This is a genomic window from Phenylobacterium immobile (ATCC 35973) (genome assembly GCF_001375595.1).
Taxonomy (GTDB): domain Bacteria; phylum Pseudomonadota; class Alphaproteobacteria; order Caulobacterales; family Caulobacteraceae; genus Phenylobacterium; species Phenylobacterium immobile.
Genome location: NZ_CVJQ01000001.1, coordinates 2,503,204 through 2,522,724, shown reverse-complemented (window position 1 = coordinate 2,522,724; position 19,521 = coordinate 2,503,204). Strand labels below are relative to the sequence as shown.

Annotated in this window: 19 protein-coding genes and 1 pseudogene; 11 read left to right on the top strand and 9 right to left on the bottom strand. The window is 67.7% G+C overall.

Translation table 11 applies throughout. From position 1 onward, the window contains the following. Nucleotides 1-6: 6 nt before the first annotated feature. Together BN1313_RS12330 and BN1313_RS12325 are read right to left on the bottom strand one after the other, a co-directional pair. Entirely contained in the window at nucleotides 7-441 is a 435-nt protein-coding gene (locus BN1313_RS12330) for an ion channel (protein ID WP_091741091.1), read from the bottom strand. 48 nt (nucleotides 442-489) lie between these two features. Next, nucleotides 490-996, bottom strand: a complete 507-nt coding sequence (locus tag BN1313_RS12325; protein ID WP_091741088.1) for a hypothetical protein — start codon at nucleotides 994-996, stop codon at nucleotides 490-492. 441 nt (nucleotides 997-1,437) lie between these two features. Between BN1313_RS12325 and BN1313_RS12315 the strand changes: the two genes are divergently transcribed. Together BN1313_RS12315 and BN1313_RS12310 are read left to right on the top strand one after the other, a co-directional pair. Further along, complete coding sequence (locus BN1313_RS12315; protein WP_245620185.1) at nucleotides 1,438-2,403, top strand: AAA family ATPase; 966 nt, start codon at nucleotides 1,438-1,440, stop codon at nucleotides 2,401-2,403. Nucleotides 2,404-2,412: 9 nt separating this feature from the next. Then, the gene (locus BN1313_RS12310) at nucleotides 2,413-4,932 is read left to right on the top strand and encodes a S8 family peptidase (RefSeq protein WP_091741079.1); all 2,520 of its coding nucleotides are present in this window, start codon (nucleotides 2,413-2,415) and stop codon (nucleotides 4,930-4,932) included. Between the two features lie 162 nt (nucleotides 4,933-5,094). On the opposite strand, the gene greA is transcribed toward BN1313_RS12310, so the two are convergent. The 3 genes from greA to BN1313_RS12295 are packed head-to-tail and all read right to left on the bottom strand — an operon-like array spanning nucleotide 5,095 to nucleotide 6,879. Then, nucleotides 5,095-5,568 carry a transcription elongation factor GreA gene (gene greA, locus BN1313_RS12305; RefSeq protein WP_091741076.1) on the bottom strand — a complete coding sequence of 158 codons (474 nt, stop codon included), beginning with the start codon at nucleotides 5,566-5,568 and terminating at the stop codon, nucleotides 5,095-5,097. 44 nt (nucleotides 5,569-5,612) lie between these two features. Continuing rightward, on the bottom strand, nucleotides 5,613-6,317 hold the full coding sequence (locus BN1313_RS12300; RefSeq protein ID WP_091741073.1) for an SOS response-associated peptidase: 705 nt from the start codon (nucleotides 6,315-6,317) through the stop codon (nucleotides 5,613-5,615). A 52-nt stretch (nucleotides 6,318-6,369) separates the two neighbouring features. After that, complete coding sequence (locus tag BN1313_RS12295) at nucleotides 6,370-6,879, bottom strand: hypothetical protein (RefSeq protein ID WP_091741070.1); 510 nt, start codon at nucleotides 6,877-6,879, stop codon at nucleotides 6,370-6,372. Nucleotides 6,880-6,975: 96 nt separating this feature from the next. Here BN1313_RS12295 and BN1313_RS12290 point away from each other — a divergent pair, with 96 nt between their 5' ends. Both BN1313_RS12290 and BN1313_RS12285 read left to right on the top strand, forming a co-directional pair. Continuing rightward, nucleotides 6,976-7,242 carry a DUF2171 domain-containing protein gene (locus BN1313_RS12290; RefSeq protein WP_091741067.1) on the top strand — a complete coding sequence of 89 codons (267 nt, stop codon included), beginning with the start codon at nucleotides 6,976-6,978 and terminating at the stop codon, nucleotides 7,240-7,242. Nucleotides 7,243-7,463: 221 nt separating this feature from the next. Beyond that, a complete protein-coding gene (locus BN1313_RS12285; protein WP_091741064.1) occupies nucleotides 7,464-9,047 on the top strand; it encodes a cation:proton antiporter in 1,584 nt (527 codons plus the stop codon). A 244-nt stretch (nucleotides 9,048-9,291) separates the two neighbouring features. Here BN1313_RS12285 and BN1313_RS12280 read toward each other — a convergent pair whose 3' ends face one another. The 3 genes from BN1313_RS12280 to carB form a co-directional block, all read right to left on the bottom strand. Continuing rightward, nucleotides 9,292-9,804 carry a P-loop nucleotide/nucleoside kinase family protein gene (locus tag BN1313_RS12280; RefSeq protein WP_091741061.1) on the bottom strand — a complete coding sequence of 171 codons (513 nt, stop codon included), beginning with the start codon at nucleotides 9,802-9,804 and terminating at the stop codon, nucleotides 9,292-9,294. A 100-nt stretch (nucleotides 9,805-9,904) separates the two neighbouring features. Then, nucleotides 9,905-10,075, bottom strand: coding sequence for a hypothetical protein (locus BN1313_RS16610; RefSeq protein ID WP_176695998.1), 171 nt, complete (start codon nucleotides 10,073-10,075; stop codon nucleotides 9,905-9,907). Between the two features lie 269 nt (nucleotides 10,076-10,344). Then, nucleotides 10,345-13,641 (bottom strand): carbamoyl-phosphate synthase large subunit, encoded by a 3,297-nt coding sequence (carB, locus tag BN1313_RS12275; RefSeq protein WP_091742670.1) that lies wholly within the window; start codon nucleotides 13,639-13,641, stop codon nucleotides 10,345-10,347. Between the two features lie 219 nt (nucleotides 13,642-13,860). Between carB and BN1313_RS12270 the strand changes: the two genes are divergently transcribed. The 5 genes and pseudogenes from BN1313_RS12270 to BN1313_RS12250 all read left to right on the top strand — a co-directional run. Then, complete coding sequence (locus BN1313_RS12270) at nucleotides 13,861-14,097, top strand: hypothetical protein (RefSeq protein ID WP_091741058.1); 237 nt, start codon at nucleotides 13,861-13,863, stop codon at nucleotides 14,095-14,097. Nucleotides 14,098-14,143: 46 nt separating this feature from the next. Then, nucleotides 14,144-14,602, top strand: a complete 459-nt coding sequence (locus tag BN1313_RS12265; RefSeq protein ID WP_141653138.1) for a cupin domain-containing protein — start codon at nucleotides 14,144-14,146, stop codon at nucleotides 14,600-14,602. Nucleotides 14,603-14,634: 32 nt separating this feature from the next. Beyond that, nucleotides 14,635-15,150 carry a sigma-70 family RNA polymerase sigma factor gene (locus BN1313_RS12260; protein ID WP_091741052.1) on the top strand — a complete coding sequence of 172 codons (516 nt, stop codon included), beginning with the start codon at nucleotides 14,635-14,637 and terminating at the stop codon, nucleotides 15,148-15,150. Beyond that, nucleotides 15,147-15,881 carry an anti-sigma factor gene (locus tag BN1313_RS12255; RefSeq protein WP_091741049.1) on the top strand — a complete coding sequence of 245 codons (735 nt, stop codon included), beginning with the start codon at nucleotides 15,147-15,149 and terminating at the stop codon, nucleotides 15,879-15,881. The genes BN1313_RS12260 and BN1313_RS12255 overlap by 4 nt, the downstream gene beginning before the upstream one ends. A gap of 387 nt (nucleotides 15,882-16,268) precedes the next feature. Then, nucleotides 16,269-16,472 (top strand): annotated as a pseudogene (locus BN1313_RS12250) (transposase); the annotation flags it as partial. Nucleotides 16,473-16,524: 52 nt separating this feature from the next. On the opposite strand, the gene BN1313_RS12245 reads toward BN1313_RS12250, so the two are convergent. Beyond that, nucleotides 16,525-17,133, bottom strand: coding sequence for a hemerythrin domain-containing protein (locus BN1313_RS12245; RefSeq protein WP_091741046.1), 609 nt, complete (start codon nucleotides 17,131-17,133; stop codon nucleotides 16,525-16,527). 219 nt (nucleotides 17,134-17,352) lie between these two features. On the opposite strand from BN1313_RS12245, the gene nhaA reads away from it, so the two are divergent. Both nhaA and BN1313_RS12235 read left to right on the top strand, forming a co-directional pair. Beyond that, nucleotides 17,353-18,522: a Na+/H+ antiporter NhaA gene (nhaA, locus tag BN1313_RS12240; RefSeq protein ID WP_091741043.1), complete on the top strand. Its 1,170-nt coding sequence runs from the start codon at nucleotides 17,353-17,355 to the stop codon at nucleotides 18,520-18,522. Nucleotides 18,523-18,559: 37 nt separating this feature from the next. Then, nucleotides 18,560-19,519, top strand: coding sequence for a phosphoribosylaminoimidazolesuccinocarboxamide synthase (locus BN1313_RS12235; protein ID WP_091741040.1), 960 nt, complete (start codon nucleotides 18,560-18,562; stop codon nucleotides 19,517-19,519). The last annotated feature ends 2 nt before the right edge of the window (nucleotides 19,520-19,521 follow it).

Here is a 19,521-nt window from a genome sequence, read left to right as displayed (position 1 = left end):
TGCGCTCTATTTATGACGTTTACGGTGTTCTGTGCGGAACTTCGTGATGAAGGTGACGAAGAAGGCCGTCGACCAGCCGATCAACAGGATGCCGTTGATGCCCTCGATGGAGCCGAGCAGGCGCCAGGCGTCGGCGATGGCGGCGTCGCCAAAGCCGATGGCGCCATAGGTGCTGGTCGAGAAATAGACGGCGGTGCGCAGGTCGGGCACGGCGCCGATCGCATGGTAGAGCGCCGCATAGAGCCAGATCTCCACCCCGTGCAGGACGAAGATGCCGATCGCCATGGCCATGGTGAAGACCATCGCCTGCGTCGAGCCCCAGCGGATCTCGCGCGCGTCGCTGTCGTCGTCCAGCCAGCGCCCAAGGATCGCGAGCCCCCACCCGTGGATGAGGACCGTGGCGCAGACCATGGCCGTGGCGACCAGCAGTTCGGCAAGCATGGGCGGAGGTTAGGGGCAAGCCGGGTGTCTGGCGAGCCGGATCAAGGCTCAGGACGGCCCGGCGCGGGCGGCCTGCGGCAGCTCGACCCGCAGGTCGTCGGGCAGCTTGAGCTTGCGGCGCAGCACGCTCACCATCGCCATGGGCGGCTCGTCCAGGAAGCGCCGGGTGAGCGCCCATTCCTCGAGGAGCCCCTCCAGCGACCGCTCCAGGATCTCGGCGTCCTCGCCCTCATAGTCCTGCTCGATCGAGCGCCGCACCGCCGCGCGCACCTGCGCCTTGCGCAGGTCCAGCTGCGGCGCGAGCCGCCGCTCCAGGGCGGTGATATCCGGCTGGTCGCTTGGCCGTTCGGCCTGCGCTGCGTTGCGCTCCAGCCGTTCGCAGAGCTGGATCGTCAACCGCACCGACCGCGCCAAGCGCTCATGGGCGCCGGCCAGGGCGATCTTGTCCGCCACCGCCTCAGCCTTCAGCGCCGCCTCGGCGATGTCCCGCGCCAAAGCCATCCCCGCTTCAGCGAGCTCGGCGGCGAATTCCTTGTGGCGGTCGTGGAGCGACATGAGAACAAATATAGAACAATAGAATGGCTCGCGACAAGTCGTCTGCGGGCGGGTGCGTCCGTTTTTGGCTAGCTAGAGCCATTGGCGGGGTCCGCTCTGGGGCAGGGAGCTCGATTTAAGACGCTTGAGACGCCACTCTAACTCCCAGCGAAGGGTCCACTATATGGCGTCCGAAATTAGTAGTCGGCGGAGGCAAATTCCTGATCCGACGGCAACTTGGGAAGGTCCGCCCACATTGGATCAAGCCAGACCAATACGCCAACCCTCACCGCGTAAGGGACTTCGCAGGGCTTACTGCCAAGCGCCGCGACCGCGCGCTGCCGTGAATTAATGATACAGAAGGTGCCTTGGGCGCTAACTTCGGCAGCAGGTGCCCAGGCTCCCGACTCGGCCAATTCCAGTGCGCCTTCCACCGGTATCATGACGACTGCACGCCACATCATGACGCTCCTGAAGAGCCATCTCGCCGAGGACCAGGAGCGGTTCCTGTCCACGGCAATGCAGCTCGCCGCGCACGAGGCCCGTCAGGGCCACGGAAAGCTGGCCCAGGAGATCCGTGATTTGGTGGATGCCGCCAAGGGACACGGCCCCGCCTCGCCTCGCCGCAGCGCCGCCATCCCTCTGGCCCAACCGAAGGGCGACCTGGCAGGCCTACTGAGTGCGCGCTATCCGGACGTACGTCTCGGCGACATGGTACTGCCCGCCAGCCTGGCCGAGCCCCTTTCGCGTGTCTTGTTGGAGCAACGTCAGCAGCAACGCCTGCGGGAGCACGGGCTGCGTCCGAGGCGCAAGCTGCTACTAGTCGGCCCGCCCGGTGCCGGCAAAACCATGACCGCCGCGGCCTTGGCCGGCGAGTTGCACCAACCGCTATTCACTGTCGTCCTCGACGGCCTGATTACCAAGTTCATGGGAGAAACAGCCAGCAAGCTGCGGCTTGTCTTCGACGCCATGAACACCAGCCGTGGGGTATACTTTTTCGACGAGTTCGACGCGATCGGTGCGAAGCGCAACGCGCGCCAGGATGTGGGCGAGATCCGCCGGGTGCTAAACTCATTCTTGCAGTTCCTGGAGCAGGACGATAGCCAGGGCCTCATTGTGGCGGCCACCAACCACCCTGAACTCCTCGACAAAGCCCTGTTCCGACGCTTCGATGACGTAATTACCTACGCCCTGCCTGATGCGGCTCTGATCGCCCAGATACTGAAACGCCGGCTCTCGACTTTTGACACAAAGGGACTGGCCTGGACCAAGGTTGGCGCAGCGGCGGCGGGGCTCAGCCAAGCGGAAGTGGTCCGCGCCGCCGAGAGCGCTGCGAAGACCACCATCCTCACCAGCGCGCCTCAAGTGACTACAGCGGCCCTGCTCGATGCTGTTGCCGAACGCAGGCGCGCCATGACGATCGACTAGCGGTCCAGCATGGCTGACGAGTATCCGCGGGACCGGCCGCATCTATATCTGAACGGCGGCGGGGCGACGGAAGCCTATCGGCGGCCAAACCAGACCATGGACCCGCCAGTCCTGCCGCGACGCCAGCGCGCCGAGCACGCCGCGCGTCTCGGCGAGGCCATCGCCCAAGCGGTGGGCGCGGCTCTGGTGCAGATGGCGGCCCGCGATGCGGCCTTCGAGGCCGGGGCGCGGGGCTTCTATCTCGACATCGAGATTCCCCAGGGCTCGGCCGGGGTGATCGATCAGCTGGCCGACCGGCGCAAACAGATGGAGGTGGTGGCGGTCCGCCCCTCCGCTGGGGTGGATGGCGCGCTCACAGCGGCGGTGTTCGTGCCGGAGAGGGCGAGCAGCTATTTCGCTGACAAGGTGGAGGCATATCGCACCACCCAAACCGAACGCGGCCGGCCCAGCAATGAACCGCTGATTTCGCGCATAGACACCGTGCGCCTTGCCACAGCCCACTCTCTCTTCACCGACCCCTTAGGGCTCTTTCCCGAGGATCGAGCTGAGCGGGTCTGGTGGGAGGTCTGGCTAAGGGATGGGCGACGCGAGGATTTCGATCGGGTCGCCCGCGCCCTCGGGATCGGCCTGCGGCCCCATGCCGTGCGGTTTCCAGAACGCGAGGTGGTTCTGGCGCTCACCGAAGCGGCTACTCTCGATCGCCTAATAGCCCACACTGATGTGGTGGCCGAGCTGCGGCGCGCCAAGGACAGCCCTGCCTTCTTCATGGGCTTGGGAGGCGCAGAGCAGACCCCATGGACGGATGAGACTCTGGAGCGCCTTCGCCCACCGGCAAGCGAGGCCGTCGCCGTCTGTCTGCTGGACAGCGGCGTCGGCCGCGGACATCCCCTGATCTCGCCGATACTGCTGCCAGGGGATCAGCACACCATCAACCCAGCCTGGGGCGCAGATGACTCACCCCGATGGGACGGCCACGGGACCCGCATGGCCGGTATCGCTATTTATGGCGACCTGACGCCGGTGCTGATCGGCCGCGACGAGGTCGCGCCCACCCATCGGCTGGAAAGCGTGCGCATCCTTCCTCCCGAAGGCGATGACAACGGTGCGGACCTGTTCGGGGCGATCACCGCCGAGGCGATTGCCCGGGTGGAGATTCAGGCGCCAGAGCGCCGCCGTGTGGTGACCCTTGCGATCACCAGCAACAGCGTCGCCCGGGGCCGGCCGTCCTCCTGGTCGGCGGCGGTAGACCAGCTTTGCGGCGAGGAGGCCGCCCAGCGGCTTCTGGTGGTCGCCGCCGGGAACATCCGCGAGGATCTAGCGCCTGCCGATCACTTGGTGCGCAACGACGTCGAGCCGGTTGAGGACCCAGCTCAGGCGTGGAACGCGCTGACAGTGGGTGCCTTCACTGAGCGGGTGGATGTGGTCGATCCAGTTTATGCGGGGCACCGGCCCGTTGCCCCCGCCGGCGAGCTGTCGCCCCGGAGCCGCACCTCCGTGACCTGGGACCGGCAGTGGCCGATCAAGCCGGAGGTAGTCTTCGAAGGCGGCAACCTCGCCCATGATGGCGCACAGGCGGGCGTTGCTCTCGATGACCTGCAACTCCTGACCACGTTTTTCCGGCATGAGCGGCGCCATTTCACCACCCTCAGCGATACCAGCGCGGCCGCAGCGCTCGGTGCACGCATGGCGGCGCAAATCCTCACCAGCCAGCCGGACGCCTGGCCCGAAACCGTCCGCGCGCTGATCGTGCACGCCGCCGAATGGACGCCCGCTATGTGGGCCCGGATCGATGGGTGCCACGGCCGAAAGGCGCAGCTTGAGGCCCTGCTTCGCCGCTACGGCTATGGGGTCCCGAATCTCGATCGGGCCCTGCGCTCGGCCCGCAACGACCTTACCCTCATCGTCGAGGATCGGCTCCAGCCCTTCATCCGCGAACAGGGTCGGCCGCCGAAGACGCGGGACATGAAGCTGCACCGGCTACCCTGGCCGCGGGCAGAGCTGGAGGGCCTGGGCGCCGCGCCAGTCGAGATGCGCGCGACCCTCTCATATTTCATCGAGCCGAATCCGGGGGAGCGCGGCTGGACGCGCCGCCATCGCTATGCCTCCCACGGCCTACGCTTTCGGGTGAAGACTGCTACCGAGACCGTCGACGAATTTCGCGCGCGGATCAACCAGTCCGCCCGGGAGGAGGAGCGGGCCGAGGATGCCGACGACGCGTACCTTGATCTCCTGGCCGCGCCAGCACCGCGGGGTCCGGCGGTGGACGAACAGTGGATGCTCGGGCCGCTGCGCGACAAGGGCTCCATCCATTCCGACATCTGGCGCGGCACGGCCGCAGACCTCGCTGCCCGGGACGCAGTGGGGATCTTCCCAGTCGGGGGCTGGTGGAAGGAAAAGCCTCAGTTGGAGCGCTATGACGAGACGGTTCGCTACGCCTTGGTCGTAACTCTGCGCGCACAGGGATCGAACGTGGATATCTACACCCCAGTCGCGACGGAAATCGCTACAGCAGCGGTAGTTCTCGCTTAGGGCCGAAGCCATGGCTCGATCCGCTCGCGCACGGCGATGAAGCGGTCCTGGTGCCACGCGAGCGCCCAGTTCGTCTCCGGCGTCTTGTCGAAGAGAATGGCGCGGACCGGGCGCGGCTGGCGCTGGAGTCTTGGCGGGCTTGGCGTTTTGTTGCGGGCCGCCTCAGATCCACTCCACCTTCACGATCTCGTACGCTTTCAAGCCGCCGGGACTTCTCACCTCGACGACATCGCCGGTCTCCTTGCCGATCATGGCGCGGGCGATGGGGGAAGTGATCGACAGGCGGCCCTGCTTCACGTCGGCCTCGTGCTCGCCGACGATCTGGTAGCGGGTCTCTTCCTCGGTCTTCTCGTCGATCAGGGTGATGGTGGCGCCGAACTTGATCTGGGCGCCGGACAGCTTGGCGACGTCGATGACCTGGGCGCGGGCGATCATGTCGCCGATCTGGACAATCTGGCCTTCGATCCAGCCCTGCCGATCCTTGGCGGCGTGGTACTCGGCGTTCTCCTTGAGGTCGCCGTGGAGGCGCGCCTCGCCGATCGCCACGGTGACGGCGGGCCGATCGATCGTCTTCAGCCGCTTCAGGTCTTCGTCCAGGGCGCGATAGCCCTGGGCCGTCATAGGCACTTTTTCCATGGCGATGGGGGACTCGCGTTCGCTCTAGGGGACGCCCCTACCTATCAGATCGCTCGCCGCATCTCTGCTGACATCAAGCTTTCACGCGGGCTGAGTTTCACCGTGAAGGTTCCAGGCGGAGCAGGTTGCTCCAGCGCCGACTTCCCAGGGCCATCGAGGCCCAGCCATTCCATGCCCTGCGCGATGGTAAGGACCGCCGGGCAGCGATCATGGATCGATGTGACATCCGGGCCCGCCGGACCCGTGACAAAGGCGAAGGTCTCGACGCCCTCGGGCATGTCCGACGGAGTGGATCTTTCCCACAGCCCAGCGAAATAGCGGACGTCGCCGTCTTCCCATTCGATCTCGTTCCGCTGCTTGGGCTTCCCCTTCGTCCAGCCGGGCGGTTCGGAATATTCTATGAAGCTGGTGAGCGGGACGAGACAGCGTCTCCGTCGATAGGCCTCACGAAATGTCGGCGCAGAGTTCACGGTCTCTACCCGGGCGTTCGTGCACATTGTGCGCCAGTCCTTCATGGCGCCCCGGTGGAAGGACGGGACCATCCACCAGCGCATGTCCAAACCCTCGAGACCGGCGGTCGGATGATCGGCGTCGATCGGCCTGATGATCGTCGCCCGGTCGGTCGGCCTGACCGGCGTGTCCAGCGGGGTGTTGGCCTCCGCATCAGCCCAGCGGAGGGGTATCTTGATCTGAGCGAACCGGTCGGAGATCAGGAAGCGGGAATATCGCTTCTGGAATTCGTTGCACATCGCGCGATCCTGAAAGGCGGTTGCGGGCGGTGCAAGCCCCGGGTCCGGTCGCTCACCAAATCAGATGCCGCCACGGCAGCAGGTGACGACGGAGGTCGGCGTCGTCTGCGCCGCTCATGTGGCCGTGATCGATCAGCCAGAGGTGCTCGGCGATGGAGGCGCGCTGCTCGGCGCCGAAATCGGACCAGCGGGAGCGCGGCGTCAGGCGGTAGCGATAGCGCCAGTTGCGCGGGTCCAGGCCGTAGCTGAACCAGGTCAGGTCCCCCACGGCGTATTCCCAGAGATGATGCAGTTCATGCTGGAGCAGGGCCATGTCGCGCCAGGCGTCAGGGGCGGCGAAGTCTTGGAGGGCGTCGGGCCAATAGAGGGTCTGCTTCCAGGCGAGGGTGGGCGTTGCGCCGCCGCGCCACAGGGCGGCGATGCGCGCGCCAAGGGCCGGCCTGGCGACGATGCGCGGCTCAACGCCGGCGTTGGCGAGGGCGGCGGCCAGTCCGTCGGACAGGGCGGCCCATTCTCCGTCGGTGAGGGGACGCTCAGCCCCGTAGGCCATCTTGGCGGTCATGGCGCTCCCCCTTGTTCAGCGACGCCCTCGCCAGGCCGGAACCGCCCTTGGAGCGAACGGTTGGGTAAGGACGTCAACCCCGTTGGAGCATTCCCCATGTCAGATCTCAGTTCGGTTAAGGAACATATGGAAGTCATCGGCGCCGACGGCGTCCACATCGGCGTCGTCGACAGCGTCGATGGCGGCCGCATCAAGCTGACCAAGAAGGACAGCGGCTCGCACAGCGACCACCACCACTACATCTCGGGCGGGCTCGTCGCCGAGGTTGAGGGCGACCGCGTGCGCCTGTCCGCGAACGCGGACTCGGCGGTGCTGCTTGAGGAGGAAAGCGGCGGCGAGGCCATCGCGGACCATCGCGGCTAACTGCGCGGCCGCGACCTGGACGGCGCGCAGGCGGCAGGCGCGCAGGCGGCAGGCGGATGACGGCTTTCCTCTACGGGCGCTGTTTGTCGGCAAGATGCCGGCGTCGATGCTGCGGCGACCGGGGCGACCTGGGGGCCGCTCGCTTTGGTCCGGCGCAAAGCCGGTAGGCCGGGCGCGCGTTCCTGCCTTAGGCTGGGTCTCGTCGCCTGAAGGAGCCGTGCATGGACGCCACGCATTTGTTCGAGCTGGGCGTCGCCATGTTCGTGGCGATCATCGCCCTGCATTTCGCGGCGCGGAAGCTGGGGCTGCCGCCGTCGGTCGCCCTGCTGGCGGGCGGCGGCGCGCTGGCGTTCGTGCCCGGGGCGCCTGCGATCGCGGTCAATCCCGACCTGGTGCTGGTGATCTTCCTGCCGCCGCTGTTGCTGGATGGGGCCTGGACGATCCCGGTGGCGCGGCTGCGGCGGCATATGGTGGGGATCGCCTCGCTGGCCGTGGGATCGGTGTTCTTCACCTGTGCGGTGGTGGCGGTGGTCGCCCACATGCTGGTCCCATCCCTGCCGTGGGCGGCGTGCGCGGCCCTCGGGGCGGTGGTGGCGCCGCCGGACGCGATCGCCGCGCGGGCGGCGCTGGCGCGGGTGAAGCTGCCGGGACGTCTGCGGGTGCTGCTGGAGGGCGAGAGCCTGCTGAACGACGCGTCCGGCCTGGTGTTGTTCCGGTTCGCGGTCGCCGCGGCGGCGACGGGGACGTTCAGCGCGGTGGAGGCGGGCGGCGGGTTTGTCGCGCTGTCCCTGGGCGGGGCGGTGGTGGGGGCGCTGGTCGGCCTGAGCTGGACGAAGCTGGTCCGCCGGCTGGGGGACGAATACCTGATCATCGCAGCGACGGCGCTGATGTCGTGGGTCGCCTACCTGGCGGGCGAGATGGCCCACGTGTCCGGGGTGATCGCGGTGGTGACGGCGGGCCTGATCGCCAGCTGGAACCAGCACACGGTGTGGTCGGCCTCGACGCGGATCCGCGGGACGGCGTTCTGGACCGTGCTGGTCTTCCTTCTGGAGGCGGCGGTGTTCGTGCTGATCGGCCTGTCGCTGCGCGACGTGGTCGACCGTGGCGGCGGGTTCGGCGTGGTGGCGGCGACCATGGGCTGGCCGATCCTGGCGGTGCTGGCCGCCCTGGTCGCGGCGCGATTCGTCTGGGTGTTCGGCTGGGAGGTCGTGGTGCGCGGGGCCAAGGCGGCCGGGTGGCGCGGCGCGCGACCGATGAGCTGGGGCGCGGCCTCGGTGATCAGCTGGGCCGGGGCGCGGGGCGTGGTGACGCTGGCGCTGGCGCTGTCGACGCCGGCGGGCTTTCCCGGACGCGACCTGATCCTGGTGACCGCCTTTGCGGTGATCGTCGGCACGGTGCTGGGGCAGGGCACGACGCTCGGCCGCGTGGTCGGCTGGGCGCGGCTGCGCGAGCCGGAGGCCGAGAAGCCGGCGATGAGCATGAGCGAAGCCGAGGCGGCCATGGCCGAGATGCAGGTGAGGACGGTCGAGGCCCTGGCCTATGACAAGGCCGGCGCGCTGATCCATCCGCAACTGCTCGAGCGCTACCAGCGCCGGGCCAAGGCCAGCATCGACTATGCCGCCGAGACCGAGGCGCATCGGCCGAGGCTGGAGGCCCACTTCGACGTGGTGCTGGCGGCGGTGGCGGCCGGCCGCGCGGAACTGGTGCGGCTGCACCGCGCCGGGGAGATCGACGACGAGACCCTGGACGAGCTGGAGCGGGATCTCGACCTGGAGGAACTGGGGGCGATCTCCGCGACGGCCTAGAAGCGGCGGTCGATGGCCAGGGTGGGCCCCATGCGTAGCCGGTGCGGTGCGCGTTGGTGAGCTTCTCGCCTTAACCCTAGCAGGCAAGGGCGACGTGTTCGCGTAAGGCGCCGTAGGCGGGGTGGCCGCTGACCCTGTCGGGGCGACAGTCGGCGGCCGGGGTCACCTGGGCCGAAGCTGCGCCGGCTGAAAGCGCGCCGCGAGGGTGATGGCCAAGAGGCGGGTCTTGCGCATGCGGTCGCCCCTATTGGCTCTCGCTGATGATGGCGCCGTCGAGTTCGGCGGTGTCAGGGGCTTCGTAGACGCCTTCGATGAAGTCGAACATGTGCGGCTGGACCTCGATGGCGAAGGTCTCGCCGCGGATCTCGTTGCGGCTCTCGACACGCTGGCGGCGGACCTCCTGCGGGGCGGTGACGAAATGGAACTGCACCGGCACGCCCGCGGCCTCGGCGATCTGGCGGACGCGGGCGCGGTCGGCCTTGGTCATCAGGCCGATGTCGAAGATCACCGAGGTCCCGGCCGTCAGAACGCCGGCGGCGGACGACCAGATCTGCTCTTCGCAGCGGCCCACGCGCTCGATCATCCATTCGTATTCGATGGGCGTCGGCATGTCGGGACCGAACAACGTCGCCATCCAGTCGTCCAGGATGAACGGAACCAGGCGGTCGCGGCGTGCGACGGTCAGCGCATAGCTGGTCTTGCCGGCGCCGGAGGGGCCGAAGACCACGTGAAGGGTTGCAGGCTCATGTTCAGGCATCCCGGACGGCTAGCCGAGCGGGCGGTAAAGGTCAAAAGCCCAAACGCCTCTTCCGCCGCCGGCGGGGGGCCGCCGGCCGCGTCAGAGTGCGTGTGATCCCCTAGCGAAGGTAGGCTGGGGTGGCGTTGCCGGTCGTCATGATCCCGTAGACCAGGCCGATCGCCAGAACGGCGATGGCGATCACCATGACGATGCCGACGGCGCCCTCCATCTTCTGCAGAACGTGGCGGTTGCGATGGTGGGTGTGCGAAACTTCGTGGTCGGTTTGCATCAGTGTCCTCGCAAAACTCAGGCGTAAGAGCGCGTTGCTCTTCCGTCGTCTCGCTTAGAACTCAGACGTTGCTTGAACGTCGTTCCGGCCGTCTCGGAATGGGCCGCCGGAGCGCGCCCTAGCACCTGATTTCTAGCCAGGCGATGAGACAAGCTTGCGCCTCCCGGAAACGCCGGTCAACGCCGCAAGGTCCCGCTTTTGCCGTATTTGGCGGAATTTTTTGACGCAGATCGGCGCCAGGGCGTAATTTTTGACTTCATAGCCCAAAACTAGGTGTGGGCGTAGCTCTGTAACGCGCGGACTTCGAGCGGCGCCTTGGCCGTCTGGACGATGGCCTGGGCTGCGGCCAGGGCGCCGGCGGTGGTGGTGAAGTAGGGCGTCTTCATCATCAGGGCCGTCCGTCTGATTTCGAACGAGTCCGCCAGCGATTGTTTGCCCTCGGTGGTGTTGAAGACCAGCTGAACCTCGCCGTTCTTCATGGCGTCGACGATGTGGGGACGGCCCTCCAGCACCTTCTTGACCACGACGACCGGCACGCCCTTGGCGGCCAGGTAGTCGGCGGTGCCGCCGGTGGCGAGGATGCGGAAGCCGTGGTCGGCCAGGAGGCGGACCGGCTCTTCGATCCAGACCTTATCGGCGTCCTTGACCGAGACGAAGACGCAGCCGGTTTCCGGGAGCAGCGTGCCGCCGCCCAGCTGCGACTTGGCGAAGGCGCGCGCGAAGGCTGGGGCCAGAGTCTCGCCTGGGCGAATCCAGTCCAGGCCCATGACCTCGCCGGTCGAACGCATCTCGGGGCCCAGGATGGTGTCGACGCCGGCGAAGCGGGCGAAGGGGAAGACCGCTTCCTTGACGGCGATGTGGTCATAGGTGCGGTCGACGAGGTTGAACTCGGCGAGCTTGCGGCCGGCCATGACCTTGGCGGCGATCGCGGCGAGCGGCTGGCCGATGGTCTTGGCGACGAAGGGCACCGTCCGGCTCGCGCGCGGGTTCACCTCGAGGACGAAGATGCGCGGGGCGGCCGAGTGCGGCTCCTCGATGGCGAACTGGACGTTCATCAGGCCGCGGACCTGCAGGGCGCGGGCCATGGCGATGGTCTGGACCTTCAGCTCGGCGATGGTCTCGGGACGCAGCGAGAACGGCGGGAGCGAGCAGGCGCTGTCGCCGGAATGCACGCCGGCCTCCTCGATGTGCTCCATCACGCCGGCCACGAAGACCTCGCCGTCGGCGTCGCAGATGGCGTCCACATCCACCTCGGTGGCGCGCGAGAGATACTGGTCGATCAGCACCGGGTTGTCGCCGGACACCTGCACGGCGGTGCGAATGTAGCGGTCGAGCTGTTCGTCATCGCGGACGATCTCCATCGCCCGTCCGCCCAGGACGTAGGAGGGGCGGATGACGACAGGGTAGCCAACCTTGTGCGCTGCGGCGAAGGCCTCATCGCGGGACCGGGCGATGCCGTTGATCGGCTGGGCGATCTCCAGCTTGTGCAGCAGTTGCTGGAAACGCTCGCGGTCTTCTGCGAGGTCGATCGCGTCGGGGCTGGTGCCGAGGATCGGGATGCCGGCGTCTTCCAGCGCCTGGGCGAGCTTGAGCGGCGTCTGGCCGCCGAACTGGACGATGACGCCCAGAAGCGCGCCGTTGGACATCTCCTTGGCGATCAGTTCGAGCACGTCTTCGGCCGTCAGGGGCTCGAAGTAGAGGCGGTCGGAGGTGTCGTAGTCGGTCGACACGGTCTCCGGGTTGCAGTTGACCATGATCGACTCGACGCCGATGTCGGCCAGCGCGAAAGCGGCATGGCAGCAGCAGTAGTCGAACTCGATGCCCTGGCCGATCCGGTTGGGGCCGCCGCCAAGGATGATCGCCTTCTTCGCCGAGGTGGGATCACTCTCGCAGTCGGGCTCCTGGCCCAGAGAACCGGTCTCGTAGGTGGAGTACATGTAGGGCGTGTCGGCGCGGAATTCGCCGGCGCAGGTGTCGATGCGCTTGTAGACCGGACGGACGCCGAGCGAACGGCGGGCCTCGCGGACCTCGGCTTCCTTCAGGCCGGTGAGCTGGGCCAGGCGGGCGTCTGAGAAGCCCTGAGCCTTCAGCGCGCGGAAGCCTTGCGCCGTACCGGGCAGGCCCTCCGCGCGGACACGGTGTTCCTCATGCACCAGGGCCTGCAGCTGGCGCAGGAACCAGGGCTCGTAGGAACAGGCGGCATGGATGTCCTCGACGCTGAAGCCATGGCGGAAGGCTTGCGCGATGACCAGCAGGCGGTCGGGCGTCGGCGTGCCCAACGCGCGGACGATGGCGGCGTGCCCCGTCTCCGGATCGTCGGCGTTCTCGATGGCGACTTCATTGAGGCCGGTCAGGCCCGTCTCCAGGCCGCGGAGCGCCTTCTGCAGGCTCTCGGCGAAGGTGCGGCCGATGGCCATGACCTCGCCCACCGACTTCATCGAGGTGGTGAGATAGGGCTCGGAGCCCGGATATTTCTCGAAGGCGAAACGCGGGATCTTGGTGACGACATAGTCGATCGAGGGCTCGAACGAGGCGGGCGTCGCGCCCGTGATGTCGTTCATAAGCTCGTCGAGGGTGTAGCCGACGGCCAGACGGGCGGCGACCTTGGCGATCGGGAAGCCCGTGGCCTTGGACGCCAGCGCTGACGAGCGCGACACGCGCGGGTTCATCTCGATGACCACCATCCGGCCGTCGGCGGGATTGACCGCGAACTGGACGTTGGAGCCGCCGGTCTCGACGCCGATCTCGCGCAGCACCGCGATCGAGGCGTGCCGCATCCGCTGATATTCCTTGTCGGTCAGCGTCAGCGCCGGGGCGACGGTGATGGAATCGCCGGTGTGGACGCCCATCGGGTCGATGTTCTCGATGGAGCAGACGATGATGCAGTTGTCCGCCTTGTCGCGGACGACCTCCATCTCATACTCCTTCCAGCCCAGCACGCTTTCCTCGATCAGGACCTCTGTGGTGGGAGAAAGGTCCAGGCCGCGCTCGACGATCTCGCGGAATTCCTGGGCGTTGTAGGCGATGCCCCCGCCGGTGCCGGCGAGCGTGAAGGACGGGCGCACGATCGCCGGCAGGCCCACGAACTCCAGGCCTTCAAGCGCTTCTTCCATGGTGTGGGCCGCCTTGGACTTGGGGCTTTCGAGGCCCAGCTTGTCCATGGCGTCGCGGAATTTCTGGCGATCCTCAGCCTTGTCGATGACGTCGGCCTTGGCGCCGATCATCTCGACGCCGAACTTTTCCAGCACGCCGCTAGCTTCCAGGGCGAGGGCGGTGTTGAGCGCGGTCTGGCCGCCCATGGTGGGCAGGAGCGCGTCGGGGCGTTCCTTCTCGATGATCTTGGCGACCATCTCCGGCGTGATCGGCTCGATGTAGGTGGCGTCGGCGACATTCGGATCGGTCATGATCGTCGCCGGGTTCGAATTGACCAGGACGATCCTGTAGCCCTCGGCGCGAAGCGCCTTGCAGGCCTGGACGCCGGAATAGTCGAACTCACAGGCCTGGCCGATGACGATGGGGCCGGCGCCGATGATCAGGATGGAGGAGATGTCGGTGCGTTTGGGCATCGTTCTTTTCGCGCGCAAGGGCGGCCGCGCCTTGGGGACGCGCCCGATCCGGTCAGCCATGCAGGTTAAGGCCGCGGTTTAGTGCGCCAAACCCGGCTTCGCAAGCAATCCAGGGCCCAATCGGCTGTGAATAACCGCAGATGCAATGCAACAAACCCGGGCCTTGGGCCCTTTCCAAGGGGTGCGGCGCCCTGGCCGCTTCAACGGAAGACGCAGGCCATGACCCTCGCCGAACGCATCCCCGGCCTCAGCGACGACGAGATCAAGACGTTCCTGGCCAACGCCGTCAGACTGCGCGACTCAGGCGACGCGAAGCGGGCCGCCGAGGCGGCCGAAATGGTGCCGGTGCTGGAAGAAGCCTACAACGAGCGCCGCGCGGCTAAGAACGCCCAGACCCAGGCTCGCCGCGCCGCGACCCGGCCTCGGCGCGCCGCCGCGACGCCGGCCGCCGCCTAACAGCGATCTCGCCACGGGCGCAAACCTCCGCCATGGTGTGCGGATGATGAAGCGTCACGTCCCCGCCCTGATCGCCCTCTCGCTGGTCGCCGCGCCCGCGCTCGCCCAGCCGGCGCCGGCACAGTCCACTCCCGCGCAGGCGGTCGCCATTCCCCCTGCCAAGCCGTTGGCGACCATCACGGCGACCCTCACCGGCGGTCCGCTGACCGCGACGCCGGCCCCGCTTGAAGTACGGGTGAGCGAAGTCACCGTGCCGGCCGGCGCTACGCTGCCGGCGCACAAGCACGACTATCTGCGCGTGGTGCAGATCGTCTCGGGCGACCTGAAGGTGACCTTCCCGGACGGGGGCGCGCCGCTTGAATTCCATGCCGGCCAATGGGTCGTGGACAGCACAGACCATTGGCATGAGGCGACGGCGAGCGCCGCGGGCCCGGTCGTCATGCGGGTGACCGACATCCTCCCGCCGGGCGCGGCCGCCACCGTCATGCGACCCGTGAAACCGTGACGCCCAGCCCCCCAGATGCGCTCGCGCCGCTGATGGCGCGTGTCGCCGAGGGCGACCGCGCCGCCCTGCGACAATTGTACGAGGCGTCATCTTCGAAGCTTTTTGGATTGTGCCTTCGTATCCTCTCCGACCGCGAGGAGGCGGAGGACGTGCTGCAGGATGTCTATGTCACGATCTGGCGCCGCGCCGACCGCTTCGATGCGAACCGGGCGAGCGTCATGGCCTGGATCTCCGCCATCGCCCGCAACCGCGCCATCGACCGGCTGCGCGCCCGCGGCCCGGCGTCACGACGCGATCCGATCGATAATTTCGAGCTGGCCGATGACGCGCCGGGGGCCGAGGCTCTGGTCGGCGCAGCCGATGACGCGCGCCAGCTGGAGGCCTGCCTGAACCAGCTGGATGAGCGCACCCGCGAGGTGATCCGGACGGCCTTTTTCGAGGGCGTGACCTATGAGGCCCTGGCGCTGCGCATGGATACGCCGCTCGGCACAGTGAAGAGTTGGATCAGGCGCGGCCTCGCCCGTCTGAAGGGGTGCCTGGAGCAATGAGCGAGGGTCCTGAACTTTCGGGCGACGAAGCCCTGGCCGCCGAGCACGCGCTCGGCGTCCTGACCGACGCCGAACGCGCCGCCGTGGAGGCGCGCGCCGTGCAGGAGCCGGCCTTCGCCGCCCTGATCGAGGCCTGGCGCAAACGGCTGGCCCCGATCCTGGCGACCGTGCCGTCTCTGGCGGCGCCGGAGACCCTGTGGCCGGCCGTCGAGCGGCGCTTGCCGGCCAACGAGGACCGGCGAAGCGACGATCGACGGCGACGGGGGGCTGTGGTCTTCTGGCGGACGGCGACGATCGGAGCCCTGATGGCGACCGCCGCCAGCCTGGCGCTTACGGTGCAGGTGGTGAACCGGCCGCCCGTGGTCATGGTGCAGGGCCAGCCGACGCCCGGCCCGTTGATGAGCGCGAGTCTGGCCGCGCCGGCCGGTGGCGCGCTGTTCGTCGCCGCCTATGATCCGGAACGCAAAGGCCTCTTGGTCACCTCGCTCGTGCCCCCCGGAACCGATCCGGATCACGTGCACCAGCTGTGGGTGATCCCCGGCGACGGCAAGCCCAGGCCCATCGGCTTCATTGCGCCCGGCGCCTCGGCCATGGTGCCGATGGCGCAGGACATGCAGCCGATGATGACCGCCGGCTCGGCGATCGCCGTGTCGGTGGAGCCTTTAGGGGGCTCGAAGCAGGAGGGCCCGTCCGGCCCGATCGCGGCGGTGGGCAAGCTGGCGTCGGTCTAGGGGGCGGGGGCGTCTTTCGCCCGCCTAACGATACGGTTCCAGGACGTCCTAACGCGGTGCGGGCGCGGGGAATCCTCGGCCGTTGCGAGCGGGGGCCGGCTGCTGGGAGGGCGAATGGCCGCAACGGGTGGATTTCGTTGAAAAAGGTCGGTTGAACGGCTGACTCGGTGCTGATTCACTCCTGTCAGACGGGAGTGCTGGCGATGGTGGGCGAACGACGGATCGACCAGGCGGAGCTGTTCTACACGTTCTCGCTCGATCGCCACGTTCCTGGCGATCACATGCTCCGAGCTGTCGATCTGGACGGCGTGGGGCCCATGTCGCGCCGTTCTACAGCTCGATTGGCCGCCCCTTGATCGACCCTGAGCGGTTGATCCGGATGTTGATCGTCGGCTGAAGAAGGTCGAGATGCTGTTCGCCCACCTCAAGCGCATCCTCAGGCTCGACCGCCTGCGGCTTCGCGGTCCTCAAGGCGCCCGAGACGAGTTCCACCTCGCCGCCACCGCTCAGAACCTACGCAAGCTCGCCAAGCTGGTCCCGCCGCCGGCCCTGGCCGGGACCAAAGGGCTCCCAGGAAAACTGCGGCCGTAATACACGCCGGCCGAACGGCGACCTCTTCAACGGTATCGGTGGATCGCCGACGCTACGCGATTGGCTTCAGGGCGATCTTCTGCTCGATCACCGCGGCGGCCTTTTCGGCCTTCTTGCGGCGATTGAACACCTTGTGCATGTAGCGCTGGTCCTCGTCGGACAGGGTCTTCTCCGCCTCGACGAACTGCTCGGTCTCTTCTTCGAGGATGTGCTCAAGGTACTCTTCCTTGAGCACGGCGAAGTGAGTGAGCCAGCCCGCCGCTTCGATGTCGCGGGCTGCTGCATCCGCCATCAGCTTGTCCAGCTTGTGATGGTCGCCGACCGCGTGGCGCGCGAACTCGGTGGTCTCGGGGTTGCGCATGACGGTGGACCACAGCGCCTGCTCTTCCGCCGCAGCATGGCCGTGAACGTCGCGGACGAATTCTTCGAACAGGGCCTTTCGCGCAGGATCCTTGGGGCTGGTGGCGTCGATCATCGCCAGGAGCGCGCGGTGCTTGTCGTGATCCTCGACCAGGCGCCCGAAAATTGCGGGGTTTCCGCGATACTTCGTGGCGGGTGTCGAGCCGATCCGAGCCGGCACGCCCGGCGCCACGGCGCGCGCCTGCGCAATCGCCGTGGCCTTCGCTTCCGTCTGCTTGGTTTGGCTCGCTGCCCTGGTCATGCATGCTCCTGAGGTGTGCTATCGGGCCGTTCAGCTTTGGCGCGGCCGTATGCCTAAGCTTGCCCGCATCAGGGAACGCGCGAGCGCGGTGAACGCTGCGCCGACCACGGCCGCCCTTGCCGCCCCGCGCTTTCCGATGCGATAGCCAGAATGGGTGCTCGGCCATCTTGGCCGGTCAGGTTTCGCGCTGGTCGGGCCGCCAGCGTGGGGAGCCGCGCCATGAGGCCGTCCAGTCGTCGTCCTTCGGTCCTGCGCGCCTTGCTTGAAAGCGAGGCGGCGGGCGGGCTGTTGCTGATGGGGGCGGCGGCGCTCGCGCTCGTGGTCGCCAACTCGCCGTTGGCGCAGGGTTACTTCGCACTCCTCCATATGTCGCTCGGCCCGCTCCACGTGCTGCATTGGATCAACGACGGGCTGATGGCCCTGTTCTTCCTGTTCGTCGGCCTGGAGATCAAGCGGGAGTTCCTGGACGGGCAGCTATCGACCTGGGCCAATCGCGCGCTGCCGGGGATCGCCGCGGCGGGCGGCGTGGTCGTGCCCGGCCTGATCTATGCGGCGATCAACGCAGGCCAGGCCGAGACCCTGCGCGGCTGGGCGATCCCGACGGCGACGGACATCGCCTTCGCCCTGGGCGTGCTATCGTTGCTGGGCTCGCGGGTTCCGACGAGCTTGAAGGTGTTCCTCGCCACCCTGGCGATCGTCGACGACCTGGCGGCGGTGGCGGTGATCGCCGTCTTCTACACCGCCGAGCTGAACCTGCTGGCGCTCGGCGGGGCGGGTGTCGTCACCCTGCTGCTGATCGGCCTGAACCGGCTGAAAGTCGCCAGGTTGGCGCCCTATCTGGCCCTGGGCGGCGTGCTGTGGTGGCTGGTTCTGCTTTCGGGGGTGCACGCGACGGTGGCGGGGGTGGTGCTGGCCCTGACGATCCCGCTGCGCCGGTCCAAGGCGGCGCCCGATGACATGGCTTCGCCGTTGCATCGGCTGGAGCATGGCCTGAGCCGTTGGGTCGCGTTCCTGATCGTGCCCGTCTTCGGCTTCGCCAACGCCGGGGTGTCGTTCGCGGGGATGAGCGCGGGCGTGCTGCTCGAGCCTGTGACCCTGGGCGTGGCGCTCGCCCTCTTCATCGGCAAGCAGGCGGGTGTGTTCGGCGCGGCCGCCCTGGCGATCAGGCTGAGGCTGGCGACGCTGCCCGCGGCCGCATCCTGGTTGCAGCTCTATGGCGTCGCCCTGCTGTGCGGCATCGGCTTCACCATGAGCCTGTTCATCGGCCTGCTCGCCTTCCCGAACCCGGAGCTGCAAGACGAGGTGAAGGTCGGCGTGCTGTGCGGGTCGCTGGTTTCGGCCCTCTGCGGCGCGGTGCTGCTGGGCCTGGCGAAGCCCGCGAAGGCCTAGACCTTGACGGCGCCCGGCGTGGCGCCGATACCGGGACATGACGCCTATCGCTCAAGCCGCCCTGGCCGACGCCACCTTCGCTGACCTGCCGAACCACTATCGCGGCAAGGTCCGTGACAATTACGACCTGCCGGACGGGCGCAGGATCATCATCGCCTCAGACCGCCTGAGCGCGTTCGACCGGGTGCTGGCGGCCATTCCGCACAAGGGCCAGGTGCTGACCCAGATGGCGCGCTACTGGTTCGACCGGACCGCCGACATCTGCCCGAACCACGTGCTGGAATATCCCGACCCGAATGTGGTGGTGGGGCGCAAGCTGACGATCCTGCCGGTCGAGATCGTCGTGCGCGACTATCTGGCGGGGACGACGGGGACGTCGATCCTGACCCTCTACAAGCAGGGCCAGCGCAGCATGTACGGGCATGTCTTTCCCGACGGCCTGCGCGACAACCAGCGCCTGCCGCAGCCGATCATCACGCCGACGAGCAAGGCCTTCGACGCCGGCCACGACGCGCCGCTGACGCCGGACGAGATTCTGGCGCAGGGGCTGCTGACCGAGGGTCAGTGGGAGACGGTCTCGGTCTATGCGCTGGCGCTGTTCGCCCGTGGCCAGGCGCTCGCCGCCGAGCGGGGGCTGATCCTGGTGGACACCAAGTACGAGTTCGGCACGGACGCGGCGGGCCAGATCCTGCTGGCCGACGAGATCCACACGCCCGATTCCAGCCGCTACTGGATGGCTGAGACCTACCCCGCGAAGTTCGCCGCGGGCGAACGACCGGACTCTTTCGACAAGGACTTCGTGCGCAGCTGGGTGGCGGGGCAGGTCGATCCCTACGTCGATCCGATCCCGGAGATTCCGGCCGATATGATCGCGGCGACCTCGCAGGTCTACATCCAGGCGTTCGAGGCGATCACCGGCCAGGCCTTCGAGGCGCCGCCGGCGGATGAACCGGTGCTGGACCGCATCCGCCGCAATCTGGCGCCGTATCGCGGCTGAAA

Bases quoted from the DNA above. Each gene is read 5' to 3' on its own strand.
- BN1313_RS16610 (WP_176695998.1), bottom strand. From the start codon at position 10,075: ATGCAAACCGACCACGAAGTTTCGCACACCCACCATCGCAACCGCCAC.
- carB (WP_091742670.1), bottom strand. From the start codon at position 13,641: ATGCCCAAACGCACCGACATCTCCTCCATCCTGATCATCGGCGCCGGC.
- BN1313_RS12310 (WP_091741079.1), top strand. From the start codon at position 2,413: ATGGCTGACGAGTATCCGCGGGACCGGCCGCATCTATATCTGAACGGC.
- BN1313_RS12255 (WP_091741049.1), top strand. From the start codon at position 15,147: ATGAGCGAGGGTCCTGAACTTTCGGGCGACGAAGCCCTGGCCGCCGAG.
- nhaA (WP_091741043.1), top strand. From the start codon at position 17,353: ATGAGGCCGTCCAGTCGTCGTCCTTCGGTCCTGCGCGCCTTGCTTGAA.
- BN1313_RS12245 (WP_091741046.1), bottom strand. From the start codon at position 17,133: ATGACCAGGGCAGCGAGCCAAACCAAGCAGACGGAAGCGAAGGCCACG.
- greA (WP_091741076.1), bottom strand. From the start codon at position 5,568: ATGGAAAAAGTGCCTATGACGGCCCAGGGCTATCGCGCCCTGGACGAA.
- BN1313_RS12270 (WP_091741058.1), top strand. From the start codon at position 13,861: ATGACCCTCGCCGAACGCATCCCCGGCCTCAGCGACGACGAGATCAAG.
- BN1313_RS12295 (WP_091741070.1), bottom strand. From the start codon at position 6,879: ATGACCGCCAAGATGGCCTACGGGGCTGAGCGTCCCCTCACCGACGGA.
- BN1313_RS12300 (WP_091741073.1), bottom strand. From the start codon at position 6,317: ATGTGCAACGAATTCCAGAAGCGATATTCCCGCTTCCTGATCTCCGAC.
- BN1313_RS12325 (WP_091741088.1), bottom strand. From the start codon at position 996: ATGTCGCTCCACGACCGCCACAAGGAATTCGCCGCCGAGCTCGCTGAA.
- BN1313_RS12315 (WP_245620185.1), top strand. From the start codon at position 1,438: ATGACGCTCCTGAAGAGCCATCTCGCCGAGGACCAGGAGCGGTTCCTG.
- BN1313_RS12280 (WP_091741061.1), bottom strand. From the start codon at position 9,804: ATGCCTGAACATGAGCCTGCAACCCTTCACGTGGTCTTCGGCCCCTCC.
- BN1313_RS12265 (WP_141653138.1), top strand. From the start codon at position 14,144: ATGAAGCGTCACGTCCCCGCCCTGATCGCCCTCTCGCTGGTCGCCGCG.
- BN1313_RS12260 (WP_091741052.1), top strand. From the start codon at position 14,635: ATGGCGCGTGTCGCCGAGGGCGACCGCGCCGCCCTGCGACAATTGTAC.
- BN1313_RS12290 (WP_091741067.1), top strand. From the start codon at position 6,976: ATGTCAGATCTCAGTTCGGTTAAGGAACATATGGAAGTCATCGGCGCC.
- BN1313_RS12235 (WP_091741040.1), top strand. From the start codon at position 18,560: ATGACGCCTATCGCTCAAGCCGCCCTGGCCGACGCCACCTTCGCTGAC.
- BN1313_RS12285 (WP_091741064.1), top strand. From the start codon at position 7,464: ATGGACGCCACGCATTTGTTCGAGCTGGGCGTCGCCATGTTCGTGGCG.
- BN1313_RS12330 (WP_091741091.1), bottom strand. From the start codon at position 441: ATGCTTGCCGAACTGCTGGTCGCCACGGCCATGGTCTGCGCCACGGTC.